The 14111-nt window shown below is 68.6% G+C and carries 16 protein-coding genes and 1 tRNA gene; 6 read left to right on the top strand and 11 right to left on the bottom strand.

The window, feature by feature from the left end; genetic code table 11:
- Positions 1–93: 93 nt before the first annotated feature.
- Entirely contained in the window at positions 94–1383 is a 1290-nt protein-coding gene (locus AC3WRI_RS18650; protein WP_010813438.1) for an MFS transporter, read from the top strand.
- A gap of 87 nt (positions 1384–1470) precedes the next feature.
- On the top strand, positions 1471–2694 hold the full coding sequence (locus AC3WRI_RS18645) for an MFS transporter (protein ID WP_492293770.1): 1224 nt from the start codon (positions 1471–1473) through the stop codon (positions 2692–2694).
- 6 nt (positions 2695–2700) lie between these two features.
- On the opposite strand, the gene AC3WRI_RS18640 is transcribed toward AC3WRI_RS18645, so the two are convergent.
- A complete protein-coding gene (locus tag AC3WRI_RS18640; RefSeq protein WP_010813436.1) occupies positions 2701–3585 on the bottom strand; it encodes a DODA-type extradiol aromatic ring-opening family dioxygenase in 885 nt (294 codons plus the stop codon).
- A 232-nt stretch (positions 3586–3817) separates the two neighbouring features.
- Here AC3WRI_RS18640 and AC3WRI_RS18635 point away from each other — a divergent pair, with 232 nt between their 5' ends.
- On the top strand, positions 3818–4192 hold the full coding sequence (locus tag AC3WRI_RS18635) for a hypothetical protein (RefSeq protein WP_058698114.1): 375 nt from the start codon (positions 3818–3820) through the stop codon (positions 4190–4192).
- 142 nt (positions 4193–4334) lie between these two features.
- On the top strand, positions 4335–5351 hold the full coding sequence (locus AC3WRI_RS18630) for a hypothetical protein (protein ID WP_371258348.1): 1017 nt from the start codon (positions 4335–4337) through the stop codon (positions 5349–5351).
- Positions 5352–5410: 59 nt separating this feature from the next.
- Here AC3WRI_RS18630 and AC3WRI_RS18625 read toward each other — a convergent pair whose 3' ends face one another.
- A complete protein-coding gene (locus AC3WRI_RS18625; RefSeq protein WP_010813433.1) occupies positions 5411–5767 on the bottom strand; it encodes a hypothetical protein in 357 nt (118 codons plus the stop codon).
- Positions 5768–5872: 105 nt separating this feature from the next.
- Between AC3WRI_RS18625 and AC3WRI_RS18620 the strand changes: the two genes are divergently transcribed.
- Positions 5873–6490 carry a DNA-3-methyladenine glycosylase I gene (locus AC3WRI_RS18620; protein WP_010813432.1) on the top strand — a complete coding sequence of 206 codons (618 nt, stop codon included), beginning with the start codon at positions 5873–5875 and terminating at the stop codon, positions 6488–6490.
- Between the two features lie 384 nt (positions 6491–6874).
- Here AC3WRI_RS18620 and AC3WRI_RS18615 read toward each other — a convergent pair whose 3' ends face one another.
- The gene (locus tag AC3WRI_RS18615) at positions 6875–7843 is read right to left on the bottom strand and encodes a cation diffusion facilitator family transporter (RefSeq protein WP_011616193.1); all 969 of its coding nucleotides are present in this window, start codon (positions 7841–7843) and stop codon (positions 6875–6877) included.
- Between the two features lie 150 nt (positions 7844–7993).
- Here AC3WRI_RS18615 and AC3WRI_RS18610 point away from each other — a divergent pair, with 150 nt between their 5' ends.
- Positions 7994–8245: a hypothetical protein gene (locus tag AC3WRI_RS18610; RefSeq protein WP_010813430.1), complete on the top strand. Its 252-nt coding sequence runs from the start codon at positions 7994–7996 to the stop codon at positions 8243–8245.
- Positions 8246–8302: 57 nt separating this feature from the next.
- Here AC3WRI_RS18610 and AC3WRI_RS18605 read toward each other — a convergent pair whose 3' ends face one another.
- The 8 genes from AC3WRI_RS18605 to soxZ form a co-directional block, all read right to left on the bottom strand.
- The gene (locus tag AC3WRI_RS18605; protein WP_010813429.1) at positions 8303–8980 is read right to left on the bottom strand and encodes an aspartate/glutamate racemase family protein; all 678 of its coding nucleotides are present in this window, start codon (positions 8978–8980) and stop codon (positions 8303–8305) included.
- A 254-nt stretch (positions 8981–9234) separates the two neighbouring features.
- Positions 9235–9310 (bottom strand) — tRNA-Ala (locus AC3WRI_RS18600).
- A 74-nt stretch (positions 9311–9384) separates the two neighbouring features.
- Entirely contained in the window at positions 9385–11106 is a 1722-nt protein-coding gene (gene soxB / locus AC3WRI_RS18595) for a thiosulfohydrolase SoxB (RefSeq protein ID WP_492293768.1), read from the bottom strand.
- A gap of 60 nt (positions 11107–11166) precedes the next feature.
- Complete coding sequence (locus AC3WRI_RS18590; RefSeq protein WP_011616195.1) at positions 11167–11661, bottom strand: TlpA disulfide reductase family protein; 495 nt, start codon at positions 11659–11661, stop codon at positions 11167–11169.
- Positions 11662–11666: 5 nt separating this feature from the next.
- On the bottom strand, positions 11667–12329 hold the full coding sequence (gene soxX, locus AC3WRI_RS18585) for a sulfur oxidation c-type cytochrome SoxX (protein WP_010812114.1): 663 nt from the start codon (positions 12327–12329) through the stop codon (positions 11667–11669).
- A 19-nt stretch (positions 12330–12348) separates the two neighbouring features.
- Positions 12349–13176, bottom strand: a complete 828-nt coding sequence (gene soxA, locus AC3WRI_RS18580) for a sulfur oxidation c-type cytochrome SoxA (protein WP_010812115.1) — start codon at positions 13174–13176, stop codon at positions 12349–12351.
- 73 nt (positions 13177–13249) lie between these two features.
- Positions 13250–13702: a DsrE family protein gene (locus AC3WRI_RS18575; protein ID WP_010812116.1), complete on the bottom strand. Its 453-nt coding sequence runs from the start codon at positions 13700–13702 to the stop codon at positions 13250–13252.
- Positions 13703–13787: 85 nt separating this feature from the next.
- Complete coding sequence (gene soxZ, locus AC3WRI_RS18570; protein ID WP_010812117.1) at positions 13788–14099, bottom strand: thiosulfate oxidation carrier complex protein SoxZ; 312 nt, start codon at positions 14097–14099, stop codon at positions 13788–13790.
- Positions 14100–14111: the final 12 nt, after the last annotated feature.

The following is a 14111-nucleotide window of genomic DNA, read 5'->3' as shown; positions in this document are numbered from 1 at the left end:
GTGCCCCGTGCGCGCAGTGCGCGCGGGATCGCTACAATTTCCGACTGGCCCAACGCGCCGCCGTCCATGGCGACTACCCCCGCCGGGCCCGCCATGACAACAATAGAAGCCAGCTCCGACGCGGACGCCGCCAGCACCGACCCAGACGCCAGCCCGGCACGCACCGGACCCGCGCACCCCGCTACGCCGCCGCGCCGGCTGGTCTGGATCCTCGGCCTGACCGAGACCATCTCCTGGGGCACGCTGTTCTTCGCCTTCACCGTTTTCATCGACCCCATGATCCGCAGCCTGGGCTGGTCCAAGCCCTTCCTGGCGGGCGGCTATTCGCTGGGGCTGCTGGTATGGGCGCTGTGCTCGTTCGCGGTGGGGCGGCTGCTGGACCGCGCGCCGGCGCGCAAGGTGATGGGCGCGGGCTCGGTGCTGGCCGGGCTGGGCCTGCTGCTGTGGGCATGGACGCCGTCGCAGCCGGTGTTCCTGCTGATGTGGGTGCCGATCGGGCTGGCCATGGCGACCACGCTGTACGAGCCCGCCTTCGTGGTGCTGCGCCAGGCCTATGGCGACCAGTACCAGAAGCCGATCGTGGTGGTCACGCTGATGGCCGGCTTTGCCAGCACGATCTTCGTGCCGCTGGCGCAATGGCTGGTGATCCATCTGGGCTGGCGCCCGACGCTGATCGGCTTCGCCGCACTCAACCTGCTGGTCTGCGCGCCGCTGCACGCGCGCATGCGCTACGCGCTGCATCCCACCTATTCCGGAATGACCCCCGCCGACGGCCAGGCCGGCAGCCGCGACATTGCCCGCGCCACGCTGCGCCAGCCGGTGTTCTGGGCGGTGGTGCTGGCCTTTACCGCGACCGCGGTGGTGGCCTCGCTGCTGGGCGCGCACCTGATCCCGATGCTGACAGAGAAGGGCATGCCAGTGGCGCAGCAACTGGTGGTGGCGGCGCTGATCGGCCCGGCCCAGGTAGCGGGCCGCATGCTGATGATGCGCGCGGGGGTGCGCCACCCGGTGCGGCTGTCGCTGCCGGTCTATGCGCTGATGGGCGCCGGGCTGCTGTGCTTTGCGCTGGGGCACGGCGCCTGGCTGATGGTGGCCGCGGTGCTGTACGGCTGCGCCAACGGCGTCAACACCATGCTGCGCGCGATGGCCATGCCGGAACTGATCTCGCGCCATCACTACGCCACGCTCAACGGCCTGATGATGACGCCGGTGTTGCTGATGCAGGCCGCCGCGCCGTGGCTGGGCGCGCTGCTGTGGCGTGCCGCCGGCGGCTACTGGCTGATGCTGTGGGTGATGGTGGCGCTGGCGCTGGGCGCGCTGCTGGCCTTCGGCTACGCGCTGCACCGGCGTGGACTGCTGCGCGTGGATGGCGCCGGCCGGTAGCACGGCGTTGTCATACCCGCCTCGCGCCGATGCGGGACAATGACGGCTTTTGCAGGGGCACCGCTGCCCCGCCTGCCGCACCCTCCCATGCCTGATCCGCACTCCCCGACGGCTTCCGCGTCCTTGCCGGCCGCGGTGTCGCGCGCCACGCGCGGCACCATGGCGCTGTTCTTCGTCAATGGCGCCACCTTTGCCACGTGGGGCGTGCATATTCCCACCATCAAGGCACGCTTTGGCCTGTCCGACGCGATGCTGTCGCTGGCGATGCTGGCCGTGGCCGGCGGCGCCATCCTGGCGATGGGCCCGGTCGGGCACTGGGTGGCGCGCGCGGGCAGCGCACGGGCGTCGATGACGGGCGGGCTGCTGTTTGCGCTGGCCACGGTAGCGATCCTGGCGATGCCGTCGTTCTGGCTGCTGCTGCCCGCGCTGGTGGCGTTCGGCATGGCCAATGCGGCCTTCGATGTCGCCATGAACGCACAGGCCGCCACGGTCGAGGCCAGCCGCACGCGGCCGGTGATGTCGGCGCTGCACGGCATGTTCAGCCTGGGCGGCATGGCCGGTGCGGGCGCGGGCGGCCTGATGCTGTCGCTGGACGTGGCGCCGCTGGCACATGCGGCGATGATGGCAGGCGTGACCGCGGCGGTGGCGCTGGGTACGCTGCCCGGGCTGCTGTCGGACCATCCGGTGCTGCCATCGGCGGCCCACCACCGCGACCACGCGGTGCGCGCGCTGTGGCTGCTGGGCCTGCTGGCGTTCCTGGGCCTGGTCGGCGAAGGCGCGATGTACGACTGGACCAGCGTCTATATGCGCGACGTGGCGCAGGCGCCCGATGGCTGGATCAGCCTGGGCTACGCCGCGTTCTCGGGCGGGATGGCGTGCGGACGCTTCGGCGGCGACCGCCTGCGCGCGCGCCTGGGCGACGGCGCCACGCTGACTGGCAGTGCCTGGCTGGGCTTTGGCGGCATTGCGCTGGCGCTGCTGGTGCCGCTGCCGCTAGCCGCGCTGGCGGGCTTTACGCTGATGGGGCTGGGCGCGGCCAATATGGTGCCGATCTTCTTCGTTGCCGCGTCGCGGCTGCCGGGCGTGGCGCCGGCCGAAGCAATTTCGCGCGTGGCGCGCTTTGCCTACCTGGGGCTGCTGCTGGGGCCGGTGCTGATCGGCGGGGTCGCGCACCTGTCCAACCTGCGCATCGGGCTGGCGCTGGTGGCGCTGACCATGGGCTGGATCGCGCTTGCGGGCGCGCGCTCGGCACGGCGCTACCTGCCGGCGCGCGCCGGCACGCCGGCGGCGCACGCCCCGGCCGAACGGTAAGGCGCGTCAGGCCGCCGCGCGCAGCGGCGCGCCGGCGCCCAGGCCCTCGAACACGAAGCTGTCCATGGCGAGCACGCCATAGGTCACCTCATCGGCAACCCGCGATACGCTGGCCGGCGCCGGCCCTGCGCCACTGGCAGCCTGCGGCCCCAAGGCCGCGCCCAGCGCCACGAAGAACGGCAGCAGGTGCTCGTCGGTCGGGTGCGCGCGGCGCGCATACGGCGCCTGGGCGCGGTAGTCGGCAATGCGGCTGGTATCGCCGCTGGCCAGGGCCTCGTCGAGGGCTTCCGCCATCCACCCGCGGAAGGCTTCCACATACGGCTCGGCCTGCGGCCCATGCTGGTCGCGCCGGCCGCCGCCAAACACTTCCTGCAGGTTGTGCGTGAAGCTGCCGGAGGCCAGCACCAGCACGCCCTCGTCGCGCAGCGGGGCCAGCGCGCGGCCGATCTCGATCTGCGTTGCGGGCGACAGGTAGGGGTTCAGCGCCAGCTGCACCACCGGCACGTCGGCATCCGGGAAGAAGTGGCGCATCGGCATCCAGGCGCCGTGGTCCAGCGGGCGTTCGTCGTCCTGGCCGACAAACCCGGCACCGGGGACCGCTGCCGCCTCGACCAGGGCCTTGACCCGCCCGGCCAGCGCCGGCGAACCCGGGGCGTCGTAGCGCAGTGCGTACAGCTCGCGCGGGAAGCCGCCGAAATCGTGCCAGGCTTCCTGGCGCTCGCGGCTGGAGACAGCCAGCGTGCTGTAGATCCAGTGCGCCGAGATCACCAGCACCGCGCGCGGGCGCCGGGTGCGCAGTTGCCCGCCCAGCGCATCGAAGGCGGCGCCGGTGGGGCCGGGATCGATGGCGAGCATCGGGGAACCGTGGGAGATGTAGAGCGAGGGAAGCATGGCAGGACCACCTTCAAACTGTTTGTGTACCTGCAACCAGTTTGGCAAAGATCCGCGCTGGGCACGGGCGCCATTTGCGGACACGTCGTGCAAAAAAGTTGAACGGCCGGGCCCAGCGTGGCGTGGCGCACACAGCGCCTCGGTCACCGGCAACGCAGCCAGGGGCGATCGGCCTATGATGCAACCGTGAGCCCCCGGCGGTGTCGTCCGGCGGGGCTCCTGCAACGCCTTGATGCCACCGGCACGCCCCGCGCGCCATGCGTGGCCGGAGACTTCGGTGGTACCGCGCATCCCGCGCCGCCCCGGGCGGCACCCTCCCTTCCTGGCCCACTGGTGGCAACCGGGCGTCTACTGCAGCGTGCCCGCCGTCGCCCTGTGGATCCTGGCGCGCCTGCCGGCCGGCTTGCTGGCATCGCTGGCCGGCACGCCTGCTGCGGCAACCTGGCTGAACCATGCCGGCGACACCGTGTTCGTGACCGGCTGGGCCGCCAGTGCGCTGCTGCTGTGGCTCACGCGCCGCCGGCCGGCGCCCACCCATCCGGCCATGCCGGCTACGCCGCCCTCCCCGCCCTCCGGACCGTCGACCCGGCGCCATCCGGCCGCATGACCGGCGCCGCGCCGATTTAAGGCGGCAGCAGTCCGATCTGAAAGATTTCGCGCGACGCTCCCTCACAATCCTGCGCCGCTAGAATGCGCGGGAGATTGCCGCACGGCAGCGCGCTGCGGCACTGACTGCACAGAGATTGTCCATGTCCGCACGCCAGCGACACCGCCGGTTCCACCCCGCGCCTAGCCGCCGCTCGCGGCCCCTTTGGCGGGCGGCCCTGGCCGCCATGGGCGCGGCGGCGCTGCTGGCCGCCGGCGCGGCACATGCCCAGAGCGCGCCCGGACTGCGCCTGGCCGGGGCCAATGTGCAGCGGCACGCCAACGCGGTGCTGTCGCTGATGGCGTACTCGGTGGTGCCGGACCTTACCTCCAGCTCGCTGTCGATCAACAACACCAGCACCGACGATCCCGGCATCGTCATGTCGCAGCTGGGCGGCGGCTTCACCATCAGCAAGTCGTTCCCGCTCTACCTGGAAGGCGCCATCGCCTACAGCCGCTACGATCCCACCTTCATTGCCACCAATGGCGCCGAATCCCGCGCCATCCCGACCCGCTGGAACACCTTCTCCGGCACCATCGGCGTGGGCTGGGACTTTCCGCTGACGGCCAACAAGGAACTGGTGTTCCGGCCGATCTTCAACGCCTCGCTGGGCAATGTCTCCAGCGACCTGTCAATCGGCAAGTTCGCGGTCGAGCAGGTCACCGACCGCCAGCTCAACTTCCTCGACGGCGGCAGCCTGAATGCCTACGGGCTGGGCGGGTCGGTGATGCTGGACTGGGAGCACTACCGCGAGAACTACGAGATCGACGTGGAACTGCGCTACACCAATATCCACCTGCAGAGCTTCGGCGGCACGTCCAGCGCGGTCACGGGCACGGCCACGGCGCAGACCGCCAACCTGTGGGCGCGCTGGCGGGCCCCGACCGGGATGCATGCGTTCGACCGGCCGGTACGATACGTGCTTGAGCTATCACATTCGCACTATCTTGGCAGCCAGGCCGGCATCCTCGGCTTCAACTACCTGACCACGCTCGGCACCGGGCTGGAACTGGACACCAGCGCGCACGAGGTCTTTGTCACGCGGATCCGGGCAGTGTTGCGCTATGTGTTCGGCAACAACGTGTCGGGCGTCTCGCTGGGGCTGGCGGTCAGCTTCTGAGCCTGGCCTGGCCTTATTGGGTTGGCGCCGAACCAAACAGTGCGCGCGGACAACCCAACCTAGCTCGCCTCGTGCTCGTCCCGGTGGATATTGATCACATGCCGAGCCTCGAAGCACAGCGGCATGCCCGGGTTCATCTCCTCGGTGCAATACGGCTGGTTATCGAGCTCGCCGGTATAAAGGCTGCCCTCGCGCCCGGTAACGATCACCCACATCCGCTCCACGTGAACCTCTTCGCTGCCCGTCTCGTCCGCGACCAGGATGCGGAAGATCAGCTTGACCAGCTGGCCGGGTGCGAGTGCATCACGCTCCTCGCGCGGCGGCATCCAGAAGGTCTCGGGATGGGCGGCGGCGATGGGCTCGGCGTCGTCGAGCTCCCATCCGTCTTCGTCCAGGGTTGTCAATCGCATGTCCATTTTCAGCCTTCCGCAATCTCTCAGGTGCGGGCATGATCGCAGCAAATGCGCCGGTCGGCGAGAGCCTGGCCGGCGTGCGGGACTTTCAACAGGGAACATGTACCCATGACAAGCAAGAAGGAAGCAGCGGTGCGCTGCGGCTGGTGCGGCACGCTGGAGGACTATTGCCACTACCACGACACCGAGTGGGGCTTTCCGGTCGCCGACGACCGCCGGCTGTTCGAGAAGCTGTGCCTGGAAGGCTTCCAGTCCGGCCTGAGCTGGCTGACCATCCTGCGCAAGCGCGAGGCCTTCCGCAAGGCATTTGCCAATTTCGACATCGAAAAGGTGGCGCGCTTCGGCGAGCGCGATATTGCGCGCCTGCTCGGCGACGCCGGCATCGTGCGCCACCGCGGCAAAATCGAGGCGGCCATCAACAATGCGCAGCGGGCCCGCGAACTGCTGGAGACGGAATCATCGCTGGCCGCCTACTTCTGGCGCTTCGAGCCCGATCCGGCCAGCCGGCCCAAAGTGCTGACACCCGAGGTGCTGCGAACCATGGCGACCTCGCCGGAATCCACGGCGCTGTCAAAGGACCTGAAGAAGCGCGGCTGGCGCTTTGTCGGTCCCACCACCATGTACGCGCTGATGCAGGCGATGGGGCTGGTCAATGACCACCAGGAAGGCTGCACGACCCGTGCCGAGGTACTGGCTGCACGCAAGGTGTTCAAGGTGCCGCGCTAGCGTTGCGTGGACGTATACCCGGCGCGCCAGGTATACGCCGGCGTACCAGCGCCATGGCCCGCGTAAACGTCAGGCCAATGCGAACAGCGCAACGGTCCTGTCTATGTCTTTAATATTGTTTACGTATGTAAACATAGTAGTAGTAGGTAAACCAGGCATCAGGCCGTGGATAAGTCACCTTTCCCCTTTTGGCTCAGGGACTTGCAGCAAAGATAACCACTGCGGGATAACCCTGATTCGCCGGGATAGCGCGGCAGTCACGTATACGTCGGCAGTGCGGGCGTCTGAGTTATCCGTATACGTCCCACAAGGCGCCCCCAGGCGGGCCACAGCTTGTCCGGCCGGTTATCCCCAGCAACCGGCAAAGATGTCCACAGGCCGGGCTCAGGCAGCGCTGGCCTGGCTGCCCATGTATACGGGATCGACGTGCGTCATCACGTTGAGCACGTGATGGTTCTCCAGGGTGCGGCGCCGGGCTTCGACCGCGATCGCATGCCCCTGCGCCACCGTCAGCGCGGCATCGATCTCCAGGTGCACGTCAACCAGCACCTGGTCGCCCATCTTGCGGGTGCGCAGGTCGTGCAGGCCCAGCACGCCGGGCGTGCCCAGCATGGTCGCGCGGATCGCCGCGACGGTTTCCTCGTCGGCCGCGCGGTCCATCAGGTCGTTAAGCGCATCCCAGCCGAAACGCAGGCCCATGCGCGCCACCATCAGCCCGACCACGATGGCCGCCACCGGGTCGAGCATGTGGTAGCCCAGCAGGTTGCCGCCAATACCCAGCGCCACCACCAGCGACGAGGCCGCATCCGAGCGCGCATGCCAGGCATTGGCCACCAGCATGCCCGAGCGCACGCGCCGCGCCACCGCGAGCATGTAGCGGAACAGCAGTTCCTTGGACACCAGCGCGACCAGCGCCACCCACAAGGCCACTGGCTGCACCGGCTGCAGGCTGGCCGGGTGCTGCAATTTGTCCACCGCCGCCCACAGCATGCCTGCCCCCACCGCCAGCAGCAGCACGCCGAGTGCCAGCGACGCTGCGGTCTCGAAGCGCAGGTGGCCGTACTGGTGGTGGGCGTCCGGATCCTTGCGGCTCTGCCAGGCGGCCAGCAGCACCACGAAGTCGGACAGCAGGTCCGAGAGGGAATGCGCGGCGTCGGCGATCAGCGCCTGCGAGCCAGAGATGACACCGGCCACCGCCTGCGCGGCGGTCAGGCCGATATTGACGGCCACGCTGACCAGCGTGCTGCGCCGGCCAGCCCGGTGGCGCGCGTCGGCCTCGGCCGGGCTGGCGGCGGTGGCGTCGTCCGGAAGGCCGGCGGATGCCGGCCGCAGAGGGTTGTGTTCCGATTCCATCGGGTGACTATAGCCCAACATCCGCGATAGGCGGACCGGGCCACGGCGGCGCTGCCGTGCCGATTTCGTAACAGCGCTGGCGAAGTTCTGGTGTCGCCTTTACCGTTACACAGGACGGGAACACCCGGACACTGCAAGGAGGACCCAACGATGGCGATTCGGTCACTTGCCTCGCACAGCACATCCCAGCTGCGCCGCCTGGTCGGACAGATGCAGGCGGAAGTCGATGCATTAGAGAACCTTTCCACCCCTGACGCCGATGCGCAAAGCCGCCTTGGCTATGCCATCGGCCGCCTGCGCGACGGCATCGAGGCGGTCGAGGACGCGCTGCAGTCGCTGCGCGCGCTGCAACAGGTACGGCCCTCGGCGATGAAGGCCCGCCGGCCGACCCGGGTGGCCTAGCCTACCCGCGCCTGCACGCTGGCGCGACCCAGCTCCTTGTTGTCCCCATGGGCCGGCTTACGCCGCCGGGCAATAGCGCAGCGCCCGCGACATGGCCGCGCACGCCGCCGGCACCGGGCCGATGACGGGAATCGGAAAGCGCTGGCCCAGCGCCCGGGCGGCCTCGCCCAGCGGGCCGCCGCCGATGATCACGGCTTGCGCGCCGTCGGCTCGGATGCAGGTATCGACTGCGCCCGCCAGCAGGTCTTCCTGCTGCTGCGGCGCGCCGCCCAGCGCGCGCGGATCGCCCTCGGTGAAGCGCGTGCCCGTGAACAGCTCGTCCAACCCCTGCCGGCGCACGCTGGCGCTGATCGACGCCGCCAGCCGCGGCGTGGTGGTGGCGATGCCGAAGCGCCGCCGCCCGGCCGCGGCCGCGTGCATCGAGGCTTCGCCGATACCCACCACCGGCACTGACAGCTGCGCGCGCAGGGCCTCGATGCCGGGGTCGCCGAAGGCGCCGACGATCACGCCGTCGGCACCGCCGGCCAGGCGCAGCATGTCTGCATCACACATAGCCTCGGCGGCGACGGCAAGGTCGTCTTCATCGATGATCATCGGCGCCCCGCGCGAGACCGTCGCGCCGACCACGGCCGGCGGCGCGGCCATGGCCTGCGCGAACCAGGCGCGCGCGATCTCGACCATCATCTGCGTGGTGGCACTCGACGTATTCGGGTTGATCAGCAGGATGTGGCTCATGGATGTCTCTTGAGATTCAGGATTGCCAGCGCAGGGACATCGCCAGCGGGTGGCTCGATTTCCTGTTGGCTTGCATGGGATCGAACAAGGCCCCGGCGGGCGTAGGTTGGCGGCGGCAAAGGCGCGTACGCCTGTGCCGAGGAGTCAACGATAGCGTATGGCGGCTGCCAGCGCGAGATGACGGACAGCGCAGGCGGCAGAAACACAAAAGCCCCGGAAAGCGTTGGCTTTCCGGGGCTTTTGCGCGGGATATCTGGTGGACCGAAGGAGGATCGAACTCCCGACCTCTGCATTGCGAACGCAGCGCTCTCCCAGCTGAGCTATCGGCCCGTGGCGGTTGATTGTAGCGTAATACCGCAGCGCCCTTCAATCCTCTGCGCGGCGCGTGACGGGGCCGCACAATATCAGGCGGCCATGCCCGGATTGCCGTCCATGCCGCGCACGCGCGGCAGGTTCAGCGGGCGGGCGCTGACTTCCCTGGTGCTGCGCAGCCACTGCGCCATCACGTCCCAGATCGGCGCGCCGCCGGCCTGGCGCGCCTCTTCGGCCACCGGGGCCCAGCCCGCCACCTTGTAGGTCTTGCCGGCTTCCAGCGGCTTGCCGGCCAGGCGCATGTCGCTGATGCGCTTGCCCATGCCGGCGGTCGGATCGATGGTGTACTGCAGCCCGCCCACGCGCACCATGTCGCCGCCCTGCTGGTAGTACGGGTCGGGGTTGAACAGGTTGTCGGCCACGTCTTCCAGGATGGTCTTGATGGTCTCGCCGCTCATCTGCGTCACCGTGGTGTACGGGTAGGTGATGGCGGTCTGGTCCATCAGGTGTTCCATGGTGATGGCCTCGCCCGGCAGCAGCGTGGTGCCCCAGCGGAAGCCCGGCGAGAACGCGATCTGCGCGCCCTGGGCCTGCATCAGGCCGTCCAGGATCAGCTGGTCGAAGGTGCCATTGAAATTGCCGCGGCGGTACAGCAGGCCGCGGTTGACGGCCAGCACTTCGCCCAGTTTTTGCTCATAGGGCGCGCGTACCTTCCTGATCAGCGCGTCCATGGCGGGGTCGGCCGGCAGGTAGTTGGCGAACACCGGCAGCAGCCGGTAGCGAAAGTCCGCGACCTTGCCGCCCTTCACATCAAAGTCCAGCACGCCGAGGAACTTGCCGTTGGAGCCGGCATTGGTCACCAGCGTGGTGCCGCCGGCATTCTTCACCGGCACCGGCGCGGGCATGCCGTCATGGGTATGGCCGCCCAGGATGGCATCGAGCCCGCGCACGCGCGAGGCCAGCTTCAAGTCCACATCCATGCCGTTGTGGGACAGCAGCACCACCGCCTGCGCGCCCTTGCCGCGCGCTGCGTCGATGACCTGCTGCAGGTTCTCTTCCTGGATGCCGAAGGTCCAGTCCGGCACGAAGTAGCGCGGGTTGGCGATGGGCGTGTACGGGAACGCCTGGCCGATGATGGCCACCGGCACGCCGTTGATCTCGCGGATCACGTACGGATCGAACACCGGATCGCCGAAATCGTTGGTCTTGACGTTCTGCGCCAGGAAGGCGACCTTGCCCTTGAAGTCCTTGTCGACGATCTCCTTGACGCGGTCCGCGCCCAGGGTCATCTCCCAGTGCGGCGTCATCACGTCCACGCCCAGCGCCAGCGCGGCGTCGACCATGTCCTGGCCCTTGGTCCATAGCGCGGTGGCCGAGCCCTGCCAGGTATCACCGCCATCGAGCAGCAAGGCGCCCGGCCGGTCCGCCTTCAGCCGTTTCACCAGCGTGGCCAGGTGCGCAAACCCGCCGACCTTGCCATAGCGGCGCGCGGCCTCGTTGAAATCCAGGTAGGTGAACGCATGCGCCTGCGGCGTGCCGGGGCGGATGCCGTACTGGCGCAGCAGCGCGTCGCCGACCAGGTGCGGCGGCTTGCCGGCATAGTCGCCGATGCCCAGGTTGACGTTGGGCTCGCGGAAATACACCGGCCGCAGCTGCGCATGGCAGTCGGTGAAATGCAGCAGGTGGACGTTGCCGAAGCGCTGCAGGTCGTACATGGCCTCGGCGGCCTGCGCGGCGTGCGCGTCTTGATGGGGGAACGTCATGCCGCCGGCGCCGGCAATGGCCAGCACCTGCAGGAACTCGCGTCGGTTCATGTCTCTTCCTGGAATTGGCGCTGGCGGTCGGCCCTGGCGCGGGCGTCCGCCATCGCAAAACTATGGCCGCGCGTACCGCTCCAGCGCCGCCACGTCGTCTTCAAGCATTTCGCCCACTTCCTTCTGCGCCACGCGGCCGCGCGCGTCGATCACGTACAGCTCCGGCAATCCCTTGCGCTTGCCGAACACGGCCTGCAGCTCGGGCGAATCCATCGTCGCCGGGAAGGTGTAGCCGCGCTTCTTCATGTAGTCGGCAGCCTCGCGCGGATCCTTGTCGATGCTGATGGTCAGCACCTGCAGCGGCGTGCCGCGCGTGCGTTCGTAAAGCTTCTGCAGGCGCGGGTTCTGCATCGCGCAGAACGGGCACCACGAGGCCCAGTATTCGACCACCAGCGGCTTGCCGGCCAGCGCGCCAGCGCTGAGCGTGCGTCCGTCGAGCGTGCGCACGTCGGGCAGGCGCACGGTGTCGCCGACCTCCAGCGCTGCCGCGCCAGCTGCGGCGCCGGTCAGGCTGAAGGCCAGCAGCCAGCGCAGCAGCACGGCAGGCGCGCGCATCGGCCTTACTGGTTGACCGGCGAGGCCGGGTCGAGCAGCAGCGCCATCACGTCGCGGATCTGGGCCTCGGTCAGGATGCCCTTGTGGCCAAAGCGCGGCATGTTGGAGCAGGCGGCGTAGGCGCTGGAGTCCCAGATCTTGCCCCAGGTGTACTTGATGACTTCCTGCGAGTTGCCGCGCAGCTTGCCGTACTGGTACAGCGACGGGCCGATATTGCCGAACGAGATCTCGGCCTTGGTCATCTGGTGGCAGGCGTAGCAATTGCCGCCGTTGGTGCCGCCGACCTGGTCGGTGAACTGCATGCCGCGGCCGTTCTGGGCGACCTTTTCGCCTTCCTTCCAGTCGCCCAGCCATTTGTCTTCGGCGGGGTATTTCACCTGCTTGAGCTCGGCCGCTTCGATCTTCTTGGCAAGCTTTGCCGGCACCTTGGTGCGGTCCGGGTACTGGCTGCAGGCCTGCTGCATGCCGTCCTGGTTGAGCACACCCTCGACCGTGACCGGCCCGCGCGACGAGAACGAGTCCTCGATCAGGTGCTTCATATCGGCACCGCTGACGGCGGCGGGCTTGCCCTTGGGCGCGCGGGCCTTGGCGCTGTCCTGCGCGTGGGCGCCGCTTGCCAGCAGGGTGGCCAGGGCCGCGATGGCCAGTGCCTGGTGTTGTCGTTGCATGTTGTCTCTCCCGTACTGGTCAGCGCTTCATCGCCGGACCGTCGTAGGTCCCGCCGTTGGCGTTCTTCGCCAGGAACATGGTCAGCGCGGTGATCACGTCCGAGCCATAGGCGGGTTCGGGAAAGCGCTGCTGGCGCAGGCAGTCGTACAGGCGGTGCTGCATGGTGCGGACCTCGCCCTGCGAGACGCGGTAGGCGGGCCAGGTGGTGTAGGCCGCCTGCGCGCCCTTGTCGGTCAGCAGGTTGGGCAGGTCCTGCAGGCGGATGCGCTGGCCGTCCACCGCATGGCAGGTGGCGCAGGCAAAGTCATAGGCGCCGCCGCGGTAGAAGAACATCTTCTCGCCCAGCGCATAGGTGCGCTTTTCTTCGGGATGGCCGAGCTGCACGTTCATCTTCACGCCGCGCGACTCGCCGGTCAGGTAGGCCACCAGGCGCTCGATCTCGGACGGCTTGCCCGACGACGAGAACGGGTTCTTCGTTGCCTCTTCCCTGGTCAGCCCCTGCAGCGTCATGCGGCAGTAGGCGAGCCGCTGCTCCAGGTCCATCACCTTGCCGGCGTCCTTGAAGTAGCGCGGCAGCTCGGCGTAGGCGCCCTTGGTCACGCCCGGGCCCTTGCCCAGGTCGCATTGTTCCAGCGAGGCGTTCTTCGGGCCGGCCGGCTTCTTCCACAGTTCTTCGCCTGCGGCTTCCCACAATTCGGCGGGATTGCCTTCGGCCAGCATCTGGCGGTACTTGGCGATTTCGTCGGCGGTGCTGCCCTGCGCATGCACGGCGGCAGCTGAGGCCACCGCAGCGGTGGCCGCCGCGGCCAGCGCGGCGCGCCGGGCCAGGCTTCGGATGGTGTTCATGGGGCTTCTCCTCGCGGCCTCGCACCGTGGCGGGCCGTTCTCTCTCTTGTTGCCGGAAGCTACGCCGCCCGGCTCAGGGCTTGATATAGGCGTAGCCTTCTTCGGCCTGCAGGCGCGCAATCTCGACCACGCCGGCCGGTACCACTTTGGCTTCCATCAACAGGCTCGATTCCGCAATCTTGCGTGCGGTCAGCGTGTTGCGGCACACGCGGAACTCCACCCCGGCCGAGGCCAGCGCGCCCACCGGGCCGTCAAAGGTGTTGCCGCGCGCATCCTTGGCGCCTTCGACCAGGAAATCGATGCCGTAGCCGAACGCCACCACCACGATCTTCGTTCCCGGCGCGCCGTTCAGGTGGTTGCGCAGGTTGCCCATCGCGCGCACCGCCTGGTCGATGCCTTCCGACAGCTGGTACACCACCTTGATGCGCCCGCCCTTGCCCGCAGCCGGCGCGGCCTGGGCCGCGGCTTTTGCCGACAGGCCGATGGCGGCCAGTGCCGCCGATGCTCGAATAAATGCTCGCCGCATGTTGTTCCTTCCCGCCGGGCCAGTCCCGGCATCCGTCCCGAACCTTAGCAGAGGACGGCATGGCCTGCCGGCCGCGGAACGGCTGTCAGGCGATGGTCGCTTCGTCGGTGCGCTTGTCGCCCTTGTTGTCGATCCAGGTCACTGCGACCTTGTCGCCCTTGGCGCCGCCCTTGAACTTGAAGTTCAGGAACGGGTCCTTCGACACCGCCGGGCCGAACTGGGCGCGGAACACTTCCTTGCCCTTGCACTGGGCGGTCACGGTCTGGATATGCCAGGCCGGCACGGCCTTGCCGGATGCGTCCTTGCGCTGGCCGGTTTCCATGTCGTGCTTCATCAGAATCTTGACGTCAACCACGCCGCCGTTTTCGGTGGCGCGTACGCGCATCGGGTCTGCCATGTGTTTCTCCTG

It is taken from the genome of Cupriavidus sp. FW305-27 (assembly GCF_058787995.1).
Note: the sequence above shows the minus strand (reverse complement) of the source record. Positions and strands in the feature narration are given on the sequence as shown.